Genomic DNA, 21,923 nt, shown 5'->3' on the forward strand with positions numbered 1-21,923 from the left:
TCAAAAATAATCGGCAAATGAGGGATTACCCTTAGTAACGATCTCGAAGATGAAAAGGGACGGGCGTGCGGAGGCGCGGTCCGTGTATTGAGCGCGGACCGGATTGAACGGAGGCGACGGCGAGGGGTTAGGTTTGCGCGTGCAGCGTTAGTAAGGCATCGGCGAATGCCTTGGGTTTTTCTTGCGGCAGGTTGTATCCCGCGCCTTCGACGACGCGATATTCAAAAGGTCCGCTGAAATGCACGGAGTGATGCGCGGTGCCGCCGGTGGACATGACACCGTCGTCCGCGCCGTCGAACGAGATCGTGGGAACGGAGATGGGCGGCGCCTTCGCGAGTTGCTGTTCGAGCGCGTCGTAATGCGGATCGCCATTCACGAGCCCATAGCGATGCCGATACGAATGGATCACGACATCGATGAAGTCTTCGTTGTCGAACGATGCGGCCGTCGCGGCGTAAGTGTCGTCTTCGAAGCGCCAGCTCGGTGACCATAGCGTCCACAGCAAGCGGCAGAGTTCTCGGCGGTTCGCGGTCAGGCCGGCACGGCCGCGCTCGCCATGAAAGTAATACTGATACCAGTAGCGAAGCTCGTTTTCCGGCGACGACGGCTTGCCCGATGCCGCGATGTCCTGAATGTTGTAGCCGTTGAGCGTGACGAGCGCCCTGACGCGTTCGGGATGCAGCGCCGCGACGATGCACGCGGCGCGTCCGCCCCAGTCGTAGCCGCCGAGCATTGCGCGCCCGATGTCGAGCGCATCGAGCAATGCGAGCAGGTCAGCGCCCAACGCCGCTTGCTGACCGGAACGCGGGGTATCGGCGGAAAGGAAGCGCGTTGGACCGTAACCACGCAGATAAGGAACGATGACGCGTGCGCCTTGTGCCACGAGGAGCGGCGCGACTTTATCGAATGAATGAATGTCGTAGGGAAAGCCATGCAGCAACACAACGGGCCAGCCGTCTGTCGGCCCGGACTCTTCATAAGCGATATCAAGCAAGTCGGTCTCGATGCGGTTGATCATGCGCTTATCCTCGACGTAGACGTTCGATGACAGCTAGCGTATACGATCCGCATGATTCACGTGGCGCTTACTAGATATCGAACACGCTCGAAAGCGGAGGTCATTCGCGATAGAGACTAAGCAATCCGCAAATGCTCGCTGATGTAGTCGATGAACACGCGCAGCTTCGGCGATGCATAACGCGTCGCCGGCCAGAGAATCCAGAATGTCACCGTCTGATCGATGTAATCGTCCAGCACGATTTGCAGCGCGCCGCTCGCAAGCGCATCGCGCACGAGAAAGGTCGGCACGAAGATAAGTCCTTTATCTTGCAGCGCCAGGAACGCCAGCACTTCGATAGTGTTGCTCACGAACGTCTGCGGCAACTCGGGCTCCGCTTCCGCCGTGCCGAGCTGAAACGGCCAGCGTTCGAGCTTGCCGGTGGCGGGAAACTTATGCAGCAGGCATGCGTGATTCACGAGTTCCGCCGGATGACGCGGCACGCCATGCTGCTTCAGATATCCGGGTGACGCGACGACCACTTGCCCGCATGAACCGAGACGCCGCGAAACGAGCCGCGAATCGTGCTGCGCGCCCGTGCGAATCACGGTGTCGAAGCCTTCCTCGATGATATCGACCATACGGTCTGACAGATCGACATCGATTTCGATATCCGGATACTGCGCCATGAACCCGTCCAGCGCGGGCATGATGAGCGCGGACAACTGCGGCGTGCTGATTCGCAAACGCCCGCGCGGGCTGCCCGCTGCATTGGACAGTTCGGCTTCGGCGGCTTCGACTTCGCCGAGGATGCGCCTGCAACGTTCGAGAAAGAGCGCGCCCTCGGCGGTCAGCGTAATGCTGCGCGTGCTGCGATGAAAAAGCCGCACGCCGAGACGCTCTTCCATGCGTGCAATGCCCTTGCCCACCGCCGACGACGACACGCCCAATTGCCGTCCGGTCTCCGTGAAGCTGCGCGTTTCAGCGACCTGCACGAACATCAAAATGCCGCCTAGGCTGTCCATGAGTAACCCGAAGAACTGGCCGACTCGCGCGACGCGATCCGCCGATTAAGGAAGTTCTTGTCCGATATATTCGGAACCTTAGCCCATTTTTCTTCTGTCGTCCGGTTCATACACTCTCTTCAAGCCTTAACACCTGCCGTCGAAGAATTCGACGGTCATTCGCATTCCGGAGAGAGAACATGTCCAAACTTCATTCAGCCGTGAGAGTCGGTCCCTACGAGTTTTCGCATCGCGTCGTGCTGGCGCCGCTCACACGCATGCGTGCCGAGAAAGGCGCCATCCCCGGCCCGTTGATGGCCGAGTACTATGCGCAACGCACGTCGAAAGGCGGCTTTCTGATCAGCGAAGCGACCATTGCCGCGCCGAACGGCAACGGCTACCTCGGCGCGCCCGGCCTTTACGACGACAGCCAGATCGAAGGCTGGAAGCAAGTCACGGAAGCCGTGCATGAAAGAGGCGGCCGCATCTTCCTTCAGCTTTATCACGCGGGCCGCCAGTCCAATAGCCAGTTGCAGCCGGATGGCGGCGCGCCGGTGGCTCCGTCGGCGGTATTGCATGGCGGCGTCGCTTATACGGAAGCTGGCTGGATTCCCAACACCCCGGCCCGCGCGCTCACCATTCCGGAAATCGCGCAACTCGTCGAGCGCTTCCGCACGGCAGCGGAGCGTGGCAAGAAAGCCGGTTTCGATGGTGTCGAACTGCACGCCGCGAACGGCTATCTCTTCGATCAGTTCCTTCAAGACGGAAGCAACATGCGCACCGACATCTACGGCGGCTCGTTCGAAAACCGCGCGCGCTTTCTGCTGGCGGTCACGCGCGCCGTCATCTCCGTGTGGGGCAGCCAGCGCGTCGCGGTGCGCCTCGGGCCGAGCGGCACGTGGGGCGATATGTCGGACAGCAATCCCGAAGCGCTCTTCTCCTACGTGGCGCGTGAATTGTCGAAGCTCGATCTGGCGTATCTGCACTTGATCGAACCGCGCGTGCTCGGCAATGTCGATGACGACAGCAAAGACCCCGCACCCGTGGCCGCGCAACTGATCCGCAAGCATTACGACGGCGTCATCATCGCGGCGGGCGGCTTCAAGGGGCCGACGGCCGAAGCCATCCTGCAAGCAGGCGATGCCGATCTAGTGGCGTTCGGACGCGACTTCATCGCCAATCCGGATTTGCCCGAACGCCTTCGCAATCGGTGGCCGCTCAATGCCTATGACCGTCCCACGTTCTTTGGCGGGACCGAAGCTGGCTATACCGACTATCCGTTCCATCGCGCCGAAGCACGGGCCGCGTAAGCCGGACGCCGCCATGAACGCTACTTCCCCGCCGGTGTCTCTGACGCCACTCTGCTGGCTCGCGCTCGGCATGTTGCGGGGTTGCGCGGTACGCCTCTCGCGTTATCCCTCAATGCATGGTTCATATGTATCGGCTTCTCACTCGGCGCCGCGCTCGGGTCGATCACGCTGAATGTTGCGTCGTGACCGATCTTGGCTTGACCGCGTCGGTCTGCAAGATCGCGGCGTTCACGCTGACCTTGTGCGAAGCGGCGCCCGCCGCGGCATGACTAACGAAAACGCCTGAAGAACGTGCGCATTTCGGCCGCAAGAAGTTCGGGCTCTTCCATCGCGGCGAAGTGGCCGCCGCGCGGCATCTCGGTCCATTGCGCGACATCGAAGACACGTTCGAGCCATTCGCGCGGCGGCCGGCTCAATTCTTTGGGAAAGCGCGCGTAACCCACTGGCGGCAACACGCGCTGACCCGCAGCGAAACGCATGGGTTGCAGGCGGTTTTCGTAGTACATCTGCACCGCCGTGCCAATGCTCTGCGTGTGCCAGTAGAGCGAGAGATTCGTCAGCAACTCGTCCTTCGAGAAACTGCGCTCCACATCGCCGTCGCAATCGCTCCATGCGCGGAATTTCTCGCAGATCCATGCGGCGAGTCCCACGGGGGAATCGTTGAGCGATGCAGCAAGCGTCTGCGGCTTCGTGCTGTGCATGTGCGCGTAGGCGCCTTCTAGTGCGACCCACTCGCTTCGCGCGCGCACGAAGTCTTGTTCGGCAGCATTCATCGGCGCGTTTGCCGGATCCACGGATGGTTCGTAAGAGCCCGGCAGAAAGTTGAGATGAATACCATCGACATGCCGTCGATGCCGTAACGCCAGCGCAACCGACACCGCCGAACCCAGGTCGCCGCCTTGCGCACCGAAGCGCTCGTAGCCTAGACCTTGCATCAGCGCGGCCCAGATATCGGCGACTTGAAACGCGGACGTGCCGGGCTGCGCGGGCGCGGCGGAAAACGCGAAGCCCGGCAGCGACGGCAGGATGACATCGAAGGAATCGACCGGGTCCGCTCCGAACGATGCGGGATCGCACAGCATCTCCGTCAGCGCATGAAACTCGAAGAACGATCCCGGCCAGCCGTGCGTGATGATGACCGGATACGGCTTTGGACCTACGCCCCGCCGATGCACGAAGTGCACGCGCTGGCCGTTCACATCCGCGATGAATTGCGGTTGCCGGTTGAGCTCGCGTTCGGCAGCGCGCCAGTCGAACGTATCGGTCCAGTACTGCACGAGTTCGCGCAGCCACGCGATATCGATACCTTGTTTCCAAGACTCGGATGGCGTCATGGGTGGCCAGCGGGTATCGCGTAGCCGGCGGCGCAGGTCGTCGATCGCTTCGTCGGGAACGGCAATCTTGAATGGCTCGATGTGCATGGCGGGTCGCTACTCCAGCAAGGTCGGAGGTTCAGTGTAACTCGACCTTTTGCCGCGCTCCCGTCTTCTCGTGATTCAGGCAAAGCGCCGCCGCGAGGCTGATCGCCGCGTTGATCGCGAGCCACACGCCGACCATCGCGCTGCTATGAAACGTGTGCGTGAGCCATGTGAGGATGGCGGGCGTGAAGCCGCCCAGCACGGCCGCTGCGATAGCCTGCGCGAACGCATAGCCGGATGTGCGCGCATTGGGCGGCACGAGTTCGACCATGGCCGCGACCTGAACGGCGCTGTAGGCTGCATAGATGAACGAGAACCACAGTTCGACCACCGCGAACCTCAGCACGGTTGCATGCGTGGCGAGCCATGACATCAGCGGATACGCGGTGACGGCGGCCAGCAACGTTACGACGATCAGCACCGTGCGACGGTTGAAGCGATCGGCCACGAGCGCCATGATCGGCAGCCAGACGAGCACCGACAAACCGCCGAAGAAGAGAATGATGAAGCCCGCGGATGCGCCCAGATTCAGGCTCTTGATGAAGGTCGGCGCGTAAGTGGTGATGGTCTGCGAAGTCACAGTCGCCATCGACACTATGCCCATGCACAGCACGATGGTGCGCCAGTCCGAGACCAGGCTCGTGCAGATCTCGGACATCTTCGGCGCGCGCTTTCTGGCCGCGAACACCGACGTTTCCTGAAGACTCGACCGCAGCCAGAACATGACGGGAATGACCATGCAGCCGAGCAGAAGCGGCACGCGCCATCCCCATGCGTGCAGTTCGTCTTGCGTCAGCCAGTAAAGCAGAACGAGTCCGACGAGCGACGCCACCATCACGGAGATTTGCTGGCTGCCGGCTTGCCAGCACGTATAAAACGCGCGGCGTCTGGCCGGCGCGATCTCCGCGAGATAGACCACTACGCCGCCGAGTTCGGCGCCTGCGGAGAACCCTTGCATCAGCCGTCCAAGCAAGACGATGATCGGCGCCGCGATACCGATACTCGCGTAGGAAGGCGTGCATGCCACGGAGATGATGCCGAGCGACATCAACGACAACGCGAGAATGAGACCCTTGCGGCGCCCATGACGGTCCGTATAAGCGCCGAGCACGATAGCGCCCACGGGCCGCGCGAGAAACCCGAACGCGAAGGTCATGAGCGACATCATCAGCGAGATGTATTCGTTGTCGCTCGGAAAGTACGTCTGCGCGATGTATCTCGCGTAATAGCCGTAAATCATGAAGTCGTAGATTTCCAGCGCATTGCCGGCGACGACCTGAATGATCGGCTTGATCGCGACTCTCGATCTGTCGACCTCCGGCGCACTCGCTGACGCGAGGCCTGGGCTTGCAACCGCGGAATCCTTCATCGCTACTCCTGTCGAAAAGCGTTCTTTCTGGCCGATTGAAACGTCAGGCGCGTGCGCCGATCTCCACTTCCTGCGCAGTCCAGCCCGCAACGCGGTCGCTGAGCGTGAGACCGAGACCGGGACGCGTCGGCACGAGCATGCGGCCATCGCGCGTTTCGAGCCGTTCGTTGAAGAGCGGTTCGAGCCATTCGAAATGTTCGACCCACGGCTCGCGTGCATAACTTGCCGCGAGATGCACATGCAGTTCCATGGCGAAATGCGGCGCGAGCATGAGACCCGCGTGATCCGCGAGCGTCGCGACTTTAAGAAACGGCGTGATGCCACCGACGCGCGGTGCATCCGGCATCAGATAATCCGCCCCGCGCAACCGGATGAACTCCCAGTGTTCCGACACGCTCGTCAGCATCTCGCCGGTGGCGATCGGTGTATCGAATTGCGTGGCGAGCGCTGCATGGCCTTCGGCGTCGTAGCAATCGAGCGGCTCCTCGATCCAGACGAGATTGAACTGTTCGAACGTTCGGCACATGCGTTGTGCGGTCGGACGGTCCCATTGCTGGTTGGCGTCGACCATGAGCGGGAAGGCATCGCCCAGATGCTTGCGCACGGTTTGCACGCGATGAATGTCGAGCGCCGAGTCCGGCTGGCCCACCTTGAGCTTGATGCCACCTATGCCTTTTTCGCGCGATATGTCGGTGTTGGTCATCAACTGATCGAGCGGCGTATGCAGGAAACCGCCGGACGTGTTGTAGCAGCGTACCGACTCGCGTTGCGCGCCCAGCAGCTTGGCAAGCGAGAGGTTCGCGCGCTTTGCCTTCAAGTCCCACAGCGCGACATCGACCGCGCCGATGGCTTGCGCCGCCATGCCGCTGCGCCCCACCGAGGCCCCCGCCCACGCGAGCTTGTCCCACAGCCGCGCGATGTCGCTCGGGTCCTCGCCGATCAGCACGGGCGCGATCTCCTTCGCATGCGCGAACTGGCCCGGACCGCCCGCGCGTTTTGAATAGCTGAAGCCGAGTCCGCGATGACCATCGGCCGTTTCGATCTCCACGAAAAGAATGGCGATCTCGGTCATCGGCTTCTGCCGGCCGGTCAGCACCTTGGCGTCGCTGATGGGATTGGCGAGCGGCAAGAACGTGGAGGCGACGCGAATCCACCTTATTGAATCGTTCGATGTTTCTGCGAGGAGCGAAGACGTTGCGTTCATGTGCCGATTCCTTGAATGACGAGTTCGAAGCCTTTAGCGATGAGTCGATCATACAATGATTGCGCAATCATTCAAGCTTAATTGATTGCGCAATCATCATGGTTTACGCTTAATGCACGAGTGCGAACGTCTTTGATCGGTGGGCCTTCATGGTCTAATCCAATGCGTGGCGCTTTGAAAAAAACGAAGTCGGGGAAATATGGCGAAGAAAGACGAAGGCATTCAGGCGACGGCGGAAAGCGTGACGCTTATCGATGTCGCGCGTGTGGCGGGCGTCGCGCCGATGACCGTGTCGCGCGCACTGAACCGGCCGGAACTCGTGCGCAGCGACACGCAGAAGAAGGTGCTCGACGCCGTTCGCGCGACGGGTTACGTGCCCAACCTGCTCGCTGGAGGACTGGCGAGCAGCAAAAGCCGTCTCGTGGCCATTCTGTTGCCGACCATTGCCAACTCCATCTTCGCCGACACCGTGCAGGCGCTGGTGGACCGTCTGACGGCATCGGGATATCAAACGTTGCTGGGCGTGACCGCTTATTCAATCTCGCGCGAGGAAGCGCTCGTCGAAGCCATTCTCGGACGCCGCCCGGATGGCATCGTGCTCGCTGGCACCAGTCACAGCAAGGCCACCGTCGCGCGGCTGGTGAAGGCCAACATACCCGTTGTCGAGATATGGGATCTCACGAGCAAACCTATCGATACGGTCATCGGTTTCTCGCACGAACAGGTGGGTAAAGAGGTCGCGCAACATCTCGTCGCGAAGGGCTATCGTGACTTCGGCGTGTTGTCCGTGGACGATCCACGCGGTTTGCGGCGCTGCAAGAGTTTGATTGCGCAACTCGCGACACAGGGAATCAGGAACACCGCGTTCGAGATAATGCCCGCGCCGGCAACGTTGCAGGCAGGACGAGAAGGCACGGCAAAGCTGTTGCAGGCACGGCCGCCGCGCATCATCGTATGCAGTTCGGACACGCTCGCGCAGGGCGTGCTCGCGGAAGCCGCCAGCCGCAAGTTGAACGTACCGGACGATATCGCCGTGATGGGCTTCGGCGACTTGAGCACCGCCGCGCACGTGTACCCTGCACTCTCGACGGTACGTGTGGATGGCGCGACCATCGGCATGAAAGCGGCCGGTACCTTGCTCGCGCGTTTTTTGCAGGGCCGCACGGGCGCCGTTTCCTCGCGCGTGAAGATCGACACGGGCTTTACGATCATCGACCGCGAAAGCACATGACACGCCCGCAAGCAGCGGGGTATACGATAGTGACATCGTTCAATTCGTCGTCCATATTTACTTGGCTATCCTTACAGGATGGTCAAATAAATAACGGAGACATCCATGAGCGAACGTCTGTTCTTCCGCGCGGCTGGCCGCGCGATGGCGCTGCTATGCGCAGCGTATTTCGTTCTCGCCGCGCCGAACGTCTCGGCATCGCGAGGAGACGGCCGCGACGATGGATGGATCTCCACATGGACAGCAAGTGCCGATCGCAATAACAACCTGACCACGCCGCAGAGCTTCAATGCGTCGACGACGATTCGCCAGGTCGTGCACTTGAGCGTTGGCGGCGACCGCGTTCGCGTGCGTCTCACCAACGAGTTCGGCACGACGCCAGTAACGGTGGGACCGGTACATATTGCGTTATCCGTCGGCGGCGCGAAGATCGCGCCGAACTCCGACCGCACGCTTACCTTCGGCGGAAAGACCACGGTCACGCTTTATGCAGGTGCGCCGATTCTCAGCGATCCGGTAGATATCAAGCTGCCGCCGTTCGCGGACATTGCCGTGAGCTTCTTCCTGCCCGACGCCACGCAAGCACAAACCGTGCATCAACTGGCCGTGCAGAACGCGTATGTATCGAGTGGCGACAACACCGCCACGGCCGATCAACCTTCTCCGCAAAAATACACGAACCGCTTTTTCCTGTCCGGCGTGCTGATCGATACCGACCGCGACACACCCGCCGTCGTGACCTTCGGCGATTCGATCACGGATGGCTACGCCTCCACCGTCGATGCGAGCCGCCGCTGGCCCGACGATCTCTCGCAACGGTTGAACGGCGGCTCGGCGCGGCGCAGCTATGCCGTGCTGAATCAGGGGATCAGCGGCAATCGCGTGATCAAGGATGGCTCGGGCATCAGTGCGCTCGCGCGCTATGACCGCGATGTCCTCAGCCAGTCGAACGTCAAGCTAGTGATCTTCCTCGAAGGCATCAACGATATCGGCTGGCCTCAGACCGTGCTCGACCCGACGGCGGGACTCGTTCCGGCGCAGGACATCATCGACGGATACAAGCAGATCATCGCGCGGACTCATCTGCGCGGCATCAAGATCGTGGGCGGCACACTGACGCCGTTCCACAACGCGCTGCAAGGCACGCCGAACCAAGGCTACTGGACGCAGCAAAAGGAAGCGATCCGTCAGACCGTCAATGCCTGGATACGTACGAGCCGCGCGTTTGATGCAGTCGTGGATTTCGATGCGGTGCTGCGCGATCCGGCGCATCCGATCGACATTCGCGCAGTGTATGACAGCGGCGATCATCTGCATCCCAACGATGCGGGCTATGCGGCCATGGCCAATGCTGTCGATCTATCGCTGCTCTACAGGGCCGACGACGACCGCGACCGCGATCACGACCATCATTGATTGAGGAACATGCGGACGCGCATCGCGCGCGTTCGCATTCGCGTCTTCCCGCGCACTACCCACCTGTCCGCGCTATCCTGCTGATTCGCCCATTCTTCGCATGGACCCTGCACCCGCACGGCCTGTCGACTCTCATGCTATTAGCGCAAATCAGCGATCTCCATATCAAGCGTCCCGGCAAGCTCGCCTATGGACGTGTCGATACCGCCGCCTATCTCAGCCGATGCATCGAGCATCTCAACGCACTCGATCCGCGACCCGACGCCGTGCTGATCACGGGCGATCTCGTGGATTTCGGCGATACCGAGGAATACGCCTATCTACGTACGCTACTGAATCCGCTTGCGATTCCGTATTACCTTTGCATCGGTAATCACGATGGACGAGAAGCGCTGCGCGAGGTATTCGGCGATCATGCGTATCTGCGAGACCAAGCGCGTTTTGTTCAGTATGCGTTCGAGCTAGGCGGCGTACGCATTGTCGTCGCGGACTCGCAAGACCCGCCACACGGAGGCGGCCGGCTGTGCGATGAACGGCTCGACTGGATTGCAGAGACGCTGGCAAGAAGCGCTGCGCAGCCGACCTTGCTTGCCATGCATCATCCGCCGTTCGATTGCGGTATCGAGCATATGGACGAGCAAAAGCTCGATGCCGCCGATGCAGCGAAGCTCGCGGCTATCGTCGCGCGTCATCCGCAGATCGAGCGTCTACTGTGCGGGCACGTGCATCGCGCCATTCAAATGCGCTTTGCCGGCACGATCGCGAGCGTGTGTCCGTCGACCGCGCATCAAGTCGCGCTCGACTTGCGCAAACGCGGCCCGTCGCGCTTCGTGATGGAACCGCCCGCATTCCAGTTGCATCGCTATGTCGCGGGCGAAGGGCTCGTCACGCATACGGCATTCATCGGCGATTACGGCGGTGCTTATCCGTTCTATGACGAGAACGACGCGCTCATCGACTAAGCGGTGCTCTCAGCGTCGCACCATGCCGAGATCATTGGCTGCGTTCGACGCACTCGCCGCGCGCTTGCCTTTGTTCCCTTCTTCGAGCGCGTTCAGTTGTTCGAGGCTCAGATTGCGCGTTTCAGGCGCGAGCCACACGGAGATCAGCAAGCCCGCGAGCGCGATGCCGAAGAAGAACCACAGCGCCGCACTCGCGCCCCACCACGCGACGAAATTGGGGAACACGAGTACGCCGAGAATCGAGCCGATGCGGCTTACGGAAGTCGCGAGACCCGATGCGCCCGCACGCACGTTCGTCGGAAAGAGCTCGGTCGGATAGACGAAGTTGAGAATGCCGCCGCCCGAATTGGCGAACAGAACCGCGCAACTGAACAGCACGACGAGAAAGCCGAAGGTCGGCTTCGAGTTGAGCGCGAGCACGAGAAGCGCGGCGGAAAGCCCGGCAAACGACGTGATCAGCAGCGGCCTGCGTCCCCAGCGATCCACCAGATTCATGCCGATGATCGCGCCGATCATCCCGAGAATGGCGATGAGACCCGACCCGATGATCGTCAGCACGCGCGAGCCATGCGAGAACGGCGAGATGATGGTCGGCGCGTACATGGAGATGCCGTAATAAGCAGTTGCATAACAAAACCAGAAGCCAAGCACGAAGATTGTACGGCGCAGCATGGGCCTGGAAAAGAGCGATGCGAGACTGCCCTTCGACTCGACCTCGCGCGCAAGCACGACACGCTCGCCCGTTACCGCGAGCATGACGGCTTCGGCTTCCTCGTGACGGCCTTTGGATTGCAGCCAGCGCGGCGATTCCGGCAGCGTCATGCGAAAGAAGAACACGATCAACGCGAAGATGGCGCCCACGCCCAGCATGTAACGCCATGCGTTATCGCCGAGCGGCAGGCACGCAAGCCCCACGACATACGCGGCCACCGCGCCGACAAACCACATCGCCGCGAGAAAGGTGCCGTGCTGTCCGCGCTTGTGCCGCGAACTGAATTCGGCGACGAGCGTGGCGGAGATAGGATAGTCCGCGCCGATGCCCACGCCCAGCAAGAAGCGAAACAGGATGAGTTGCCACGCACTCTGTGAGACGGCCGTCAAGAGCGCGAACAGCACGAACGCCAGCAGATCGACGACATACATGGCCTTGCGGCCGAAGCGATCCGTCAGCCGCCCCAGCCAGGCCGCGCCGATGAAGGCCCCGATGATGGCCGACGACACCACGAGACTCTGCACGCCCACGCCGAGATGCCACTGCTTGATCACCGAAGGCAGCGCGACGGCGACGATCGTCAAGTCGAAGCCATCGAGGAAAGTGCCTCCGGCGGACAGCAGCGTGACCTTGCGTTGAAAGCGCCGGACCTGCTGTGAGTCCAGATGATCGAAGCTCATTGCGTGACTCCCATACGTAAGCGATTCGTCAGCGTGACGACTTGAGACGGACGAAAATTCGTGTGGCGCGAGTGTGACGGAGGTCTGTGACAGGCCGATGATGTCGATATCGTGTACCGCGCGTGAATCAGCGTATTCCCTCCCCTTCGAGCCATGAGCGGAACAGGACGACGAGTTCGTCGTCGGACTTCGCATCCGGCACGTAGGTGCAATAGCTCCGCGACGGCAGGCGCGGCTCGGCAAACGGCGTGACGAGACGGCCAGCGGCCAGATCGTCGGCGACGAGCGCGGTCGGTCCCATCGCAATGCCGAGTCCGTCGATGGCCGCCTGCAAGGTGAGATAGAAGTGATCGAAGGTCAGGATCGCGGCAGGCCGCAGCGCGGGAATCTCCGCACGCGCGAGCCAGTCCGGCCACAAACGCGGGAGGCTCGACGTATGCAACAACGTATGCTGCCGCAAATCTTCCCGCCTGCGCAGCGCGACGCGTTGCATTAACGCGGGGCTGCACACAGGCACTCTTTCCTCGACGAGGAACGGCCGCATAGAGTAGCCATAGAACGTGTCGGGACCACCGCGAATCACGATGTCGTGAATATCTTTAAGGCTCTCGACCGATGCGTTCGATGTCTCCACCTTGACGTCTACATCGAGATGCTCGGCGTGGAACTTCGCGAGCCTTGGAACCAGCCAACGCAACGTGAAAGTGGCGGGCGCATTCACGGACAGCGTGCGCGAAACCGTTCCAGGATAACCGTATCGCGCAGTGGCTTGCGACAATTGCTCGAAGAGCGGACCGATTTCATCCAGGTAGGCCTTTGCCTTGGGAGTCAACACCACGCGCCGGTTATGCCGCTCGAACAGCGGTTCGCCGAGCCACTCTTCGAGCAGGCGCACTTGCTGACTGATTGCGCCATGCGTCACATGCAATTCGGCTGCGGCTTCCTTGAAGCTGGCAAGACGCCCTGCGGCTTCGAACGCGCGCAGTGCATTGAGCGGAGGCAGGACTCGTTTCATTCGAAAGAGTTTATCTAACGCGAGCGGCCAATTTAACTGGTTTGCCGCACGCTCACAAGATAGATAACCTGCTTACATCCCTCTTTCGCGTCCTTAGCCTGGAATCCGCATGCTCAGTTATACCGGCGGTCTCGTCCTTATCGCCGCCGTGCTTCACGCCAGTTGGAACGCGATGTTGCATGGCAATCGCGACCGCTTCCTCTCCATGACGTGGATGAGCATTGCCATCGCGGTGGTCTCGACCATCGTGATCGTTTTTTTGCCGATGCCCGCTTCCGCCGCGTGGCCATGCATCGTTGCATCGGGGCTCGTGCATATCGTCTATAACGTGAGCCTCGTGCGGTCGTATCGGCGAGGCGATCTCGCGCAGGCTTACCCGATTGCGCGTGGTTCGTCGCCGCTGCTCGTCACGCTCGGCGCAGCGCTCTTCGCGCACGAGGCCATCGGGCCGCTGCATGCGTTCGGCATCGTGATGATCTCGGGCGGCATCATCTCGCTGGCGCTGCAAAGTAGCCACGTATCGCGCGCAGGTGCGTTGGCGGCATTTCTGACTGGCGTGACCATCGCGGTCTACACCGTGATCGACGGTATCGGCGTGCGCTTGTCGGAGGGCAACGCGCTTGCCTATACCGCGTGGATGTTCATGTTCTACTGGCTGATGCCGCTGCTCTTCATGGCGACGCGCGGGCTCTCTGCACTATGGACGCCGATACGCACCGCCCCGATGTCGATCGGTTCATCGCTTGCGGGCGGGTTGGTATCGATCGGCGCATATGGCATCGTCATTTGGGCGATGCAGTCGGGTGCGATGGGCGCGGTATCGGCATTGCGCGAGACGAGCGTGGTGTTCGCGGTGCTGATCGGTAGAGTGTTTCTGCGTGAAGCGGTCAGCGTGAAGCGCTGGCTCGCATGCATGGTCGTCGCGGCGGGCGCGATATGTCTCGGGCTTTGACCGCTCGCTTCCAGTGTCGCTTCTTTCGTCGCTTCAGTCGAAGTCGATATGACCGCTTCGTCTCAGCTCATCCAGCCTGAAAATTTGCTGCGGCAGCACGCGCCCAAGCGATAGCGCGGGAAGATCGTCGAGGCTGAAGAATCCAACGGCACTCGTTTCCGCACCGATGACCTCGCCCGCCCCCACGATCTCGCCGAGAAAAATCAGCTTCCAGATGTGAAAGACCGATGGTGGATGCGGATGTCTGTCTGCATCCCATACCGCGAGCAAGCGCTGAATCTTAACCGTATAGCCACTTTCTTCCCGCACTTCCTTCGCCGCGTTCTCGGCGGGCGAAACGCCTATGTCGGCCCAGCCGCCTGGAAGCGACCACATGCCGTCCGCCATTTCGCGCACGAGCAGAATCTGCCCCGTTTCATTGAATACCGCGGTACGCACATCGAGCTTTGGATTGGCATAGCCTGTTTCGAACGCGAAAAGTTCGGCTATCTTGATCGAATCAGTCGATGAGAGCGCGGCGAGTTCAGCGTGCGCGATCTGCGCGATCTCATCGTAACGTTCGGTATCGAAAACGCTCGTTGCGTAGTGCAATCCGGTTTGCGCCAGTGCAAGCAGGCGGCGAGCGCGTTCCAAAGATGCCATGTAGTCGGTTCCAATGCGGCCTCAGTTCACGTCAAATGGCCTCTCACGAATTGCAAGGAGCGGCGTGCGCGCTCGTCCATTTGTTCGTCTGTCGCACCGTTCGACATGTCGCGCCAGACTCCCACTGCGCGGCTCACGTTTCCGCCCTTGCGCATGAAAGGCTCCATGACGATTGTCCCGTCATATTCGATCTCTTTCAACGCGCCAAAAATCTCGTCCCACGGCAGACGCCCTTCGCCTGGCGGCAAGCGGTTCGCTTCGCCCAGATGGAAGTGTCCGAGCTTTCCCTTGCAGGCGAGGATTGCATCGCGAAAAGAGTGCTCTTCAATATTCATGTGGAACGTGTCGAGCTGTACCTTGCAGTAAGGATTGTCGACCGCATCGCAGAACGCGAGCGCTTCGCGTGCATCGTTGGCAAGCCATTGCTCGAAGCGGTTGACCACTTCCAGCGCGTAGATGATCCCATAGCCTTCCGCTACCTTGATGACGCGACGCACGCTGTCCACGGCACGCTCCACGTAGGGACGCTTGTCCGTCATGCCGGGCGGCGGCGATTGCGGCCACGCGCAGAAAGTGAGTCCCGCGAAAACGGGCGCACCGAGCATATGGCAATCGTCGAGCAAGCGCTTGACGTACTCCGTGCCTGCATCTCTCACGCTTTGCTCGGGAGAGGCGAAATCGTACTCGGGCTTGAGACCGATACAGCACATCACGGTGAGGCCGAGATCGTCGGCGACGGTCTTCAGTTCGCGCTTCTTCGCATCGGGAAGATTGTTGAATTCGCCGAGCGAAATTTCCATCATGTCGAACCCCAAGCCGGATATGCGCTTCGCCACGGCCGGAAAATCGACCAGCCATTCGGTCGACCAATACGTGTAGAACATGCCGACTTTATTCAAGGCACGACTCCTTTGATGTTTGCCTGACTTGCTAGGCCACGAAGCCTTTTGGCTTGACCTCGGGATGTGCCGGGTCAGCATGTTCGAGCGCGGCCAGCGACATGATGCGTTCCTCGGAGGCGTCGTCAAAGCCGACTTCACCCGCAAGCTGACCGCCGCGCATGACAAGGATGCGGTCGGAGATGGTCAGTATCTCCGGGAGGTCGCTGGAGATGACGAGAATGGCGAGACCTTCTCGGGCAAGTTCGCGCATGAGCGCGTAAATCTCGGCTTTAGTGCCGACGTCCACGCCGCGTGTGGGTTCATCGACGATCAGGACACGCGGTTTCGATGCGAGCCATTTCGCCAGCACCACCTTCTGCTGATTGCCGCCGCTCAAGAGACCCACGAGTTGTTCGACGGTCGGCGTCTTGATGTTGAAGCGCCCGACGTAACTGTCGATCATGCGCGCTTCCTGCAGCGGGCGAATGACCGTGCCCTTCGAAAGACGCCCAAGCCCCAGCGCAGCGAGCGACAGGTTGCTGCCCACCGACATGCCGAGCACGAGCCCCTGATCCTTGCGGTCCTCGGGCACGAGCCCGATCCCGAGCTTCATTGCATCGCGAGGCTTCGCGATCCTGACCGGCTTGCCTTCGATGGTGACGTTGCCATGCTTCGGCGGCGGCGCACCGAAGATACCCATCGCCACTTCTGAACGTCCCGCGCCGATCAGTCCGGCAAGTCCCACGATCTCGCCGCGTCGCAACGAAAACGATACGTCGCGGTAACGCTCGTCGTCGCCCAGACCATCCACTTGCAGCACGATTGGCTGATGCGCGTTATCAGGCTTGATGCGCCGTACTTCGGCGAGATCGCGGCCCACCATCAGGCGCACGACTTCATCGGGCGAGGTATCGACAAGACGCGCGGTACGCACGTGCTTGCCGTCGCGAAGAACGGTCACCGCATCGCAGTTGTCGAACACTTCGCGCATGCGATGCGAGATATAGAGAATGGTCACGCCGCTCGCGCGCAGTTCGTGAACCACTTTGAAGAGCGTCAGGGAGTCGGCTTCGGAAAGACTCGAAGTCGGTTCATCGAGAATCAAAAGACGCGGCTCGTGAATCAACGCCTTGCATATCTCGATCAATTGCTGCTGCGCGATGGTGAGATCGCCGAGACGCGTATCGGGATCGAGTGCGATGCCAAGCCGCTTCATCGCGCCCTTCGCTCTCGTCAAGAGCACGCCGCGATCGACCAGCACGCGCGCCATGCGCGGCTCCGCGCCGAGAAAGATGTTCTCGGCAATCGTCATGTTCGGCGCGAGCATCAACTCCTGAAAGACGATGGAGATGCCCTTGGCGGCGGCATCGCGCGTACTCGAAAACTCGACTTCCTGACCGTCGAACATCATGCGTCCCGAGGTCGGCGCATGTGCCCCTGCGATCACTTGCATCAAGGTCGACTTGCCCGCGCCGTTCTCGCCCATGACCGCATGCACGGTGCCGGCCTCGACATTGAAGGACACTTCCTGCAGCGCTTTCACGCCGGGATAGGTCTTCGTTATCTGCTCAACGCTCAACAGCACGGTCATGGCAGCACTCTTTCTCACGAATGACGCGGGGCACAGCGCGTGGCCGGCCCCGCGCGCGGTTCATTTACCGCCGACGAATTTATCGACGTTCGACGAGTTGACGATATCCACGCCCGTATCCGTGACCGGCGGCACCTTGCCACCCTTGGTCAGCGCATCGAGCTGCTTGACGGATTCGGTGCCCATCGTGAGCGGCCGCTGACCGATCAGCGTCGTCGCATAACCTTCCTTCAGCAGCTTGATCTGCGATGGCAAGGTATCGAACGAAACGATCACGAACTTGCCCGCCTTGATATCGGCAGCCTTGTTGCGAACCGCGCGAATATAGGCCTCGGGCGCGAACATGGGCCAGCCGCCAGCGAAGAAGATGCCGTCGAGTTTCGGGTTCTTCGCGAGCATGTCCTGAATGAGCTGCACGCCCGTGCTCGAATCGTCGTTGCAGGCGAAAGGCGAGCCCGACACTTCCTTGAAGTCGCCATTGAGCTTCGACTTGAAGCCCTTGATGCGCTCGTTGAGATTCGCCGCCGACAAGCCGCCTGTCAGAACCGCATACGTGCCGCCCTTGGGCAGCGCCTTAGCAAATGCTTCGCCCGCCGCTTCGCCGCCTGCTTCGTTGTTCGTGCCGATGAAAGCGATGCGTTTGGACTTCGGTGCGTCCGAGTCGAAGGTCACGACCGGGATGTTCTTCGCCAATGCCGCGCTGATGACGCCGCTGATCGAATCCGCATTGTTCGGCGCGATGGCGATACCCGCGACCTTCTTGGTGATCAGATCGCGCACGATACGGCCTTGTTCTGCGTCGTCGAGCTGGGCCGGGCCGGTGAACAGACATTCGGCGCCGATCTTCGCGGCTTCTTCCTTGCAGCCTTTTTCCGCGTCGGCATAGAACGCGACGCCGAGCGCTTTCGGTACGACGGCGAACACCTTCTTGTCCGCCGCCTGCGACTGGGCAATGCCTATCCCGAGCAGGAGCGTAGCAGCTACGGCACTGAGCATGGTGCGTGTCATGGTCTTCTCCAGAGTCGTTGTAATACAGCTTTCATCGACGTCGCCAGACGCCTTTTCTAAGTTGATCGATAAACACGGCAAGAACGATCACCGAACCGACGAACACCCCTTGCCAGTAAGCGTCCGTGCCGAGCAGAACGAGACCGTTGCGCAGCACTTCGAGAATGACGGTGCCGACGAATACGCCGATCACGGTGCCTTCGCCGCCGGACAATGCCGTTCCGCCGATGACAGCCGCCGCGATCACGCTCAGCTCCTTGCCCAATCCTTGATTGGAGATTGCCGACGAGAGATAGCTCACTTCGATGATGCCCGCGAGACCCGCGAGCACCGACGACATCACGTAGACGCTCATCTTCAGGCGGTCGACGTTGAGGCCGGTGAGCATGGCCGCGCGTTCGTTGCCGCCTACCGCGTATAACTGGCGGCCATAGACGGTACGCTTCAGAACGATGGCGGACACGATGGCGAGCGCCACGAAAATCAGAAACGGTACGGGCAGATCGAGAAAGTCGCCGCCGCCGAGGGCAAAAAACGAATCGCCGTCGGGACGAAAGCCGTCGATAGCCTTGCCGCGCGTAATGACGAGCGCCAACGCCCGCGCAATGCTCATGGTGGCAAGCGTAGGCACGAAGGGCAGCATGCGCAGTTTGGTGACGCAGAAGCCGTTGAAGAGGCCGACGCACGCGGCTATGAGCAGCGTCAGCACGCAAGCGGGAAACACAGGCATGCCGGCCTGCATCATCGCGGCTGACGCGACGGCGGCCAGTCCCCATACGCTGCCGACCGAGAGATCGATGCCGCCCGTGATCATCACCGCTGCCTGCCCCAGCACCACGATGCCGATGAAGGACAGGTTGCGCGCGTCGTTGAGGAGGTTGCCCTTGCTCGCGAAGTCGGGCGCGAAGATCGACAGAAGCACGACCATGATCAGCAGGGCGCCGACGATACCGGTTTCGCGCGAGTGCAGCAATTGAGCGGCGAAACCGCGACGGGGTCTCGCCCGCTCGCTGGCTGCCAGCGTTGGCTTGCTCATGGTGTCGCCTCCAGTGCCTCTGTGCGCCCGTCGCGTGTCAAGGACAAGCTGTTTTTGTGCTGAAAGAGTTTAGTTTCGGGTCGAAACCCAGTCAAAGCGGGTTTTCCCTGCCGGGCTTGAGGCGCGATCCGGTTCACCTATGAACCTGCTTTCAAATATTGGATTCCTTAGTTTTCATTCGATCACTTTGCCTGCGTATGCATGCGGCAGGCCTCCGCATAAACACGGATTACGTCGCGGACCTTGCTGTAGATAAGGCTCATGGGCGATGCATCGATCGACCCCCGCCTCACCTGCCAGTATTGCTCCGGCAGATAGCGGCTGATGAGGTTTTCCCGTATGCCGATGTTCGCGAGGTTCGCCACCAGCTTGCGCGTCGCCTCATCGATATCATGGTCGGACCAGTAGTAGCGCACGCGGTCGCTATAGCTATAGGTTCGCAGCAACCGCTTCTCCGCGTCGCTGCCGTGATAGTACTTCTCCCAGTTGTTGGGTTTCTCGCGCATCACGCGTTCGACTATCTCACGCAGATTCGACCGGACATTCGGCGCGAGGAGTTCGCACTCGATGTCCGCCAATGCATAAAGCGCTTCACGCAAAGCGAAGGTTACGCCCGGTCCCACCTTGAGAATGGCGAAGCCATCATCGACCAGCGCCGAGAGCGCTTCGGGCTTTTGATAATCGGTGGAATGCGCTTCGAACACAATACCGGGTAGCCTTTCGAGCACCTTGGAAAGTCCGCTTGCAAGCGCGGGAGCGTAGTCGACGACCCTCGTATGATCGAACTCCACGCCGGGTTGAACGACGAGTCCCACCACACGCTCCCACGCCGCGCCGAGTCCGCGTGCATCCCAAGCCTTGCGATGCACGGCGACGGTATCGAGCGCGGCGCTCGCGTGCGTAACCTCCACGGTGGCGAGTTCTTCCGATGCACCGCCCGGAACGGGCACTTCAGTGCCGATGATATACACCGGACCTTCGGCGAGCCCCACGCGCGCGGCAGCCGCTTCGGCGACGGCGCACATACGCGCGGCACGTTCGGCCACGACCTCGTCGGATAGACGCGCGGGGTCATCGGCGCAGGGCATGCTTGCATCGAGATGGAGCTTTCTGAAACCTGTGGCGGCGTAAGCATCGATCAAGGCATCGGCGCGTTGCATGGCATCTTCGGCAGGCAGATTACGCCATGCGTTAGGGCCTAAATGATCGCCACCGAGAAGCAATCTATGGCGATCAAATCCCATGCGATCGGCAAGCCCATGCACGAAGCGAACGAAATCCGCAGGCTTCATGCCGGTGTAACCACCATACTGATCCACCTGATTCGATGTCGATTCCAGGAGCAAGGGCGTGTCGTCATCGAGCGCCTGCTTCATCGCGGCTTCGATCACCCAGTGATGCGCCGAACAAATCGAATAGATGCCTTTCAGGCGCTCGGCGGCGCGCTCGTCGCCGGTCAAGCGCGTGACGATGTCAGTCATGCTTTGCCTCCGATGTCGCGGCGATGAACGCATCGAGTTCGGCAAGGGTCGCCGTGCCTTCCATCGGACCACGGAACGTCACGGCTCGCGCGCCCGCCGCGCTTGCATACTCGAGCGCGCGCTCCACGGAAAAGCCCTGCGCGCGGCACGCAATGTATGTCCCGCCGAAGCAATCGCCCGCGCCGGTAGGATCGACCTCCGTAACCGACAATGCCGCGAAGTGGCTCGCGTGATTGCCGTCGTAATGACTACAGCCGTCCTTGCCGCGCTTGATGACGACCTCGCGCACGCCGCGCGCAAGCAGTTCGTCGATTGCGCCTTGCTCCGTTCGCGCATTCGCAAGCAGCATTACTTCGTGGCCGCTCGGAAGAAACACATCGGTGTAATCGAGAATGAAGTCGAGCGCCTCGCGCATCTCCGGAATGCGCAGCATTTCCTTGCGAATGTTTGGATCGAAGCTAACCGTACCGCCGTTTGCCTTCACGGTCTCGATCACCTTCTTCATCGCCTCGATGATGCGAAACGAGAACAGCGATGAGCCCATCACATGAAAGTGACCACACTCTTTCAGCAAGTGCTCGCGGATCTCGCCGACTGATAAATGCCCCGATGCGCTATTCGCAATGTTGTAGATGAAGTCGCGGTCGCCGTCTTCGCGATACGTCACGAAGGCACTACCTGTCGTCGCGGATTTGATCACGGAGATGCCCGACACATCGACGCCGTCGTCACGCAACCGTTCGACGTTGAGCACGCCGAAGTCGTCGTCGCCGACGCAGCCGATGATCGCGCAGCGACTGCCCGACTTCGCCACCTGATCGATGAAGATGGCAGGCGCGCCGCTCGCATACGGTCCCATCAACGTGCCTGGCCGGCGAAACGACTGCCCGATTTGAGTCGCTAGGATTTCGACGAGGATCTCGCCCATCGTCACGATGTAGCCGGTGCGGCCGGCCTCTTGCGCTTGAGCTTGAGCTTGAGCTTCGTCCATGGCGTTCTTTGGTCAGGATGCCA

Annotated in this window: 19 protein-coding genes; 5 read left to right on the forward strand and 14 right to left on the reverse strand. The window is 60.9% G+C overall.

All coding sequences use genetic code 11. From position 1 onward, the window contains the following. Nucleotides 1-127: 127 nt before the first annotated feature. On the reverse strand, nucleotides 128-1,018 hold the full coding sequence (locus tag P9250_RS02295; protein ID WP_310390862.1) for an alpha/beta hydrolase: 891 nt from the start codon (nucleotides 1,016-1,018) through the stop codon (nucleotides 128-130). Nucleotides 1,019-1,134: 116 nt separating this feature from the next. Next, the gene (locus P9250_RS02300) at nucleotides 1,135-2,022 is read right to left on the reverse strand and encodes a LysR substrate-binding domain-containing protein (protein WP_310390863.1); all 888 of its coding nucleotides are present in this window, start codon (nucleotides 2,020-2,022) and stop codon (nucleotides 1,135-1,137) included. A gap of 179 nt (nucleotides 2,023-2,201) precedes the next feature. On the opposite strand from P9250_RS02300, the gene P9250_RS02305 reads away from it, so the two are divergent. Then, nucleotides 2,202-3,311: an alkene reductase gene (locus P9250_RS02305; protein WP_310390864.1), complete on the forward strand. Its 1,110-nt coding sequence runs from the start codon at nucleotides 2,202-2,204 to the stop codon at nucleotides 3,309-3,311. Nucleotides 3,312-3,580: 269 nt separating this feature from the next. Here P9250_RS02305 and P9250_RS02310 read toward each other — a convergent pair whose 3' ends face one another. Genes P9250_RS02310 through P9250_RS02320 form a run of 3 tightly spaced genes read right to left on the reverse strand, consistent with a single transcriptional unit; the run spans nucleotide 3,581 to nucleotide 7,302 of the window. Then, on the reverse strand, nucleotides 3,581-4,732 hold the full coding sequence (locus P9250_RS02310) for an epoxide hydrolase (protein ID WP_310390865.1): 1,152 nt from the start codon (nucleotides 4,730-4,732) through the stop codon (nucleotides 3,581-3,583). Between the two features lie 31 nt (nucleotides 4,733-4,763). After that, nucleotides 4,764-6,098, reverse strand: coding sequence for a tricarballylate/proton symporter TcuC (gene tcuC, locus P9250_RS02315; RefSeq protein ID WP_310390866.1), 1,335 nt, complete (start codon nucleotides 6,096-6,098; stop codon nucleotides 4,764-4,766). Nucleotides 6,099-6,141: 43 nt separating this feature from the next. Then, on the reverse strand, nucleotides 6,142-7,302 hold the full coding sequence (locus P9250_RS02320; RefSeq protein ID WP_310390867.1) for an L-talarate/galactarate dehydratase: 1,161 nt from the start codon (nucleotides 7,300-7,302) through the stop codon (nucleotides 6,142-6,144). Nucleotides 7,303-7,501: 199 nt separating this feature from the next. Here P9250_RS02320 and P9250_RS02325 point away from each other — a divergent pair, with 199 nt between their 5' ends. From P9250_RS02325 to P9250_RS02335, 3 genes are all read left to right on the forward strand, one after another. Then, on the forward strand, nucleotides 7,502-8,533 hold the full coding sequence (locus P9250_RS02325) for a LacI family DNA-binding transcriptional regulator (RefSeq protein WP_310390868.1): 1,032 nt from the start codon (nucleotides 7,502-7,504) through the stop codon (nucleotides 8,531-8,533). A gap of 105 nt (nucleotides 8,534-8,638) precedes the next feature. After that, a complete protein-coding gene (locus P9250_RS02330; RefSeq protein ID WP_310390869.1) occupies nucleotides 8,639-9,949 on the forward strand; it encodes an SGNH/GDSL hydrolase family protein in 1,311 nt (436 codons plus the stop codon). Nucleotides 9,950-10,083: 134 nt separating this feature from the next. After that, entirely contained in the window at nucleotides 10,084-10,911 is an 828-nt protein-coding gene (locus tag P9250_RS02335) for a phosphodiesterase (protein WP_244831750.1), read from the forward strand. A gap of 9 nt (nucleotides 10,912-10,920) precedes the next feature. Here P9250_RS02335 and P9250_RS02340 read toward each other — a convergent pair whose 3' ends face one another. Both P9250_RS02340 and gcvA read right to left on the reverse strand, forming a co-directional pair. Beyond that, the gene (locus P9250_RS02340; RefSeq protein WP_310390870.1) at nucleotides 10,921-12,303 is read right to left on the reverse strand and encodes an MFS transporter; all 1,383 of its coding nucleotides are present in this window, start codon (nucleotides 12,301-12,303) and stop codon (nucleotides 10,921-10,923) included. Between the two features lie 127 nt (nucleotides 12,304-12,430). Next, nucleotides 12,431-13,318, reverse strand: a complete 888-nt coding sequence (gcvA, locus tag P9250_RS02345) for a transcriptional regulator GcvA (protein WP_310390871.1) — start codon at nucleotides 13,316-13,318, stop codon at nucleotides 12,431-12,433. Nucleotides 13,319-13,427: 109 nt separating this feature from the next. Between gcvA and P9250_RS02350 the strand changes: the two genes are divergently transcribed. Next, entirely contained in the window at nucleotides 13,428-14,270 is an 843-nt protein-coding gene (locus P9250_RS02350; protein ID WP_310390872.1) for a DMT family transporter, read from the forward strand. A 33-nt stretch (nucleotides 14,271-14,303) separates the two neighbouring features. Here P9250_RS02350 and P9250_RS02355 read toward each other — a convergent pair whose 3' ends face one another. The 7 genes from P9250_RS02355 to P9250_RS02385 form a co-directional block, all read right to left on the reverse strand. After that, on the reverse strand, nucleotides 14,304-14,912 hold the full coding sequence (locus P9250_RS02355; RefSeq protein ID WP_310390874.1) for an NUDIX hydrolase: 609 nt from the start codon (nucleotides 14,910-14,912) through the stop codon (nucleotides 14,304-14,306). A 26-nt stretch (nucleotides 14,913-14,938) separates the two neighbouring features. Further along, nucleotides 14,939-15,811, reverse strand: a complete 873-nt coding sequence (locus P9250_RS02360) for a sugar phosphate isomerase/epimerase (RefSeq protein WP_250528125.1) — start codon at nucleotides 15,809-15,811, stop codon at nucleotides 14,939-14,941. 31 nt (nucleotides 15,812-15,842) lie between these two features. After that, nucleotides 15,843-17,384: a sugar ABC transporter ATP-binding protein gene (locus P9250_RS02365; protein ID WP_250469683.1), complete on the reverse strand. Its 1,542-nt coding sequence runs from the start codon at nucleotides 17,382-17,384 to the stop codon at nucleotides 15,843-15,845. Between the two features lie 60 nt (nucleotides 17,385-17,444). Then, a complete protein-coding gene (locus P9250_RS02370) occupies nucleotides 17,445-18,392 on the reverse strand; it encodes a sugar-binding protein (protein WP_244831757.1) in 948 nt (315 codons plus the stop codon). 31 nt (nucleotides 18,393-18,423) lie between these two features. Continuing rightward, the gene (locus P9250_RS02375) at nucleotides 18,424-19,428 is read right to left on the reverse strand and encodes an ABC transporter permease (RefSeq protein WP_244831758.1); all 1,005 of its coding nucleotides are present in this window, start codon (nucleotides 19,426-19,428) and stop codon (nucleotides 18,424-18,426) included. A gap of 182 nt (nucleotides 19,429-19,610) precedes the next feature. Next, on the reverse strand, nucleotides 19,611-20,909 hold the full coding sequence (locus P9250_RS02380) for a D-tagatose-bisphosphate aldolase, class II, non-catalytic subunit (protein WP_310390878.1): 1,299 nt from the start codon (nucleotides 20,907-20,909) through the stop codon (nucleotides 19,611-19,613). Beyond that, on the reverse strand, nucleotides 20,902-21,900 hold the full coding sequence (locus P9250_RS02385; protein WP_250469685.1) for a sugar kinase: 999 nt from the start codon (nucleotides 21,898-21,900) through the stop codon (nucleotides 20,902-20,904). Before P9250_RS02385 ends, P9250_RS02380 begins: the two co-directional genes overlap by 8 nt. Nucleotides 21,901-21,923: the final 23 nt, after the last annotated feature.

Source organism: Caballeronia sp. LP006, assembly GCF_031450995.1.
GTDB lineage: Bacteria > Pseudomonadota > Gammaproteobacteria > Burkholderiales > Burkholderiaceae > Caballeronia.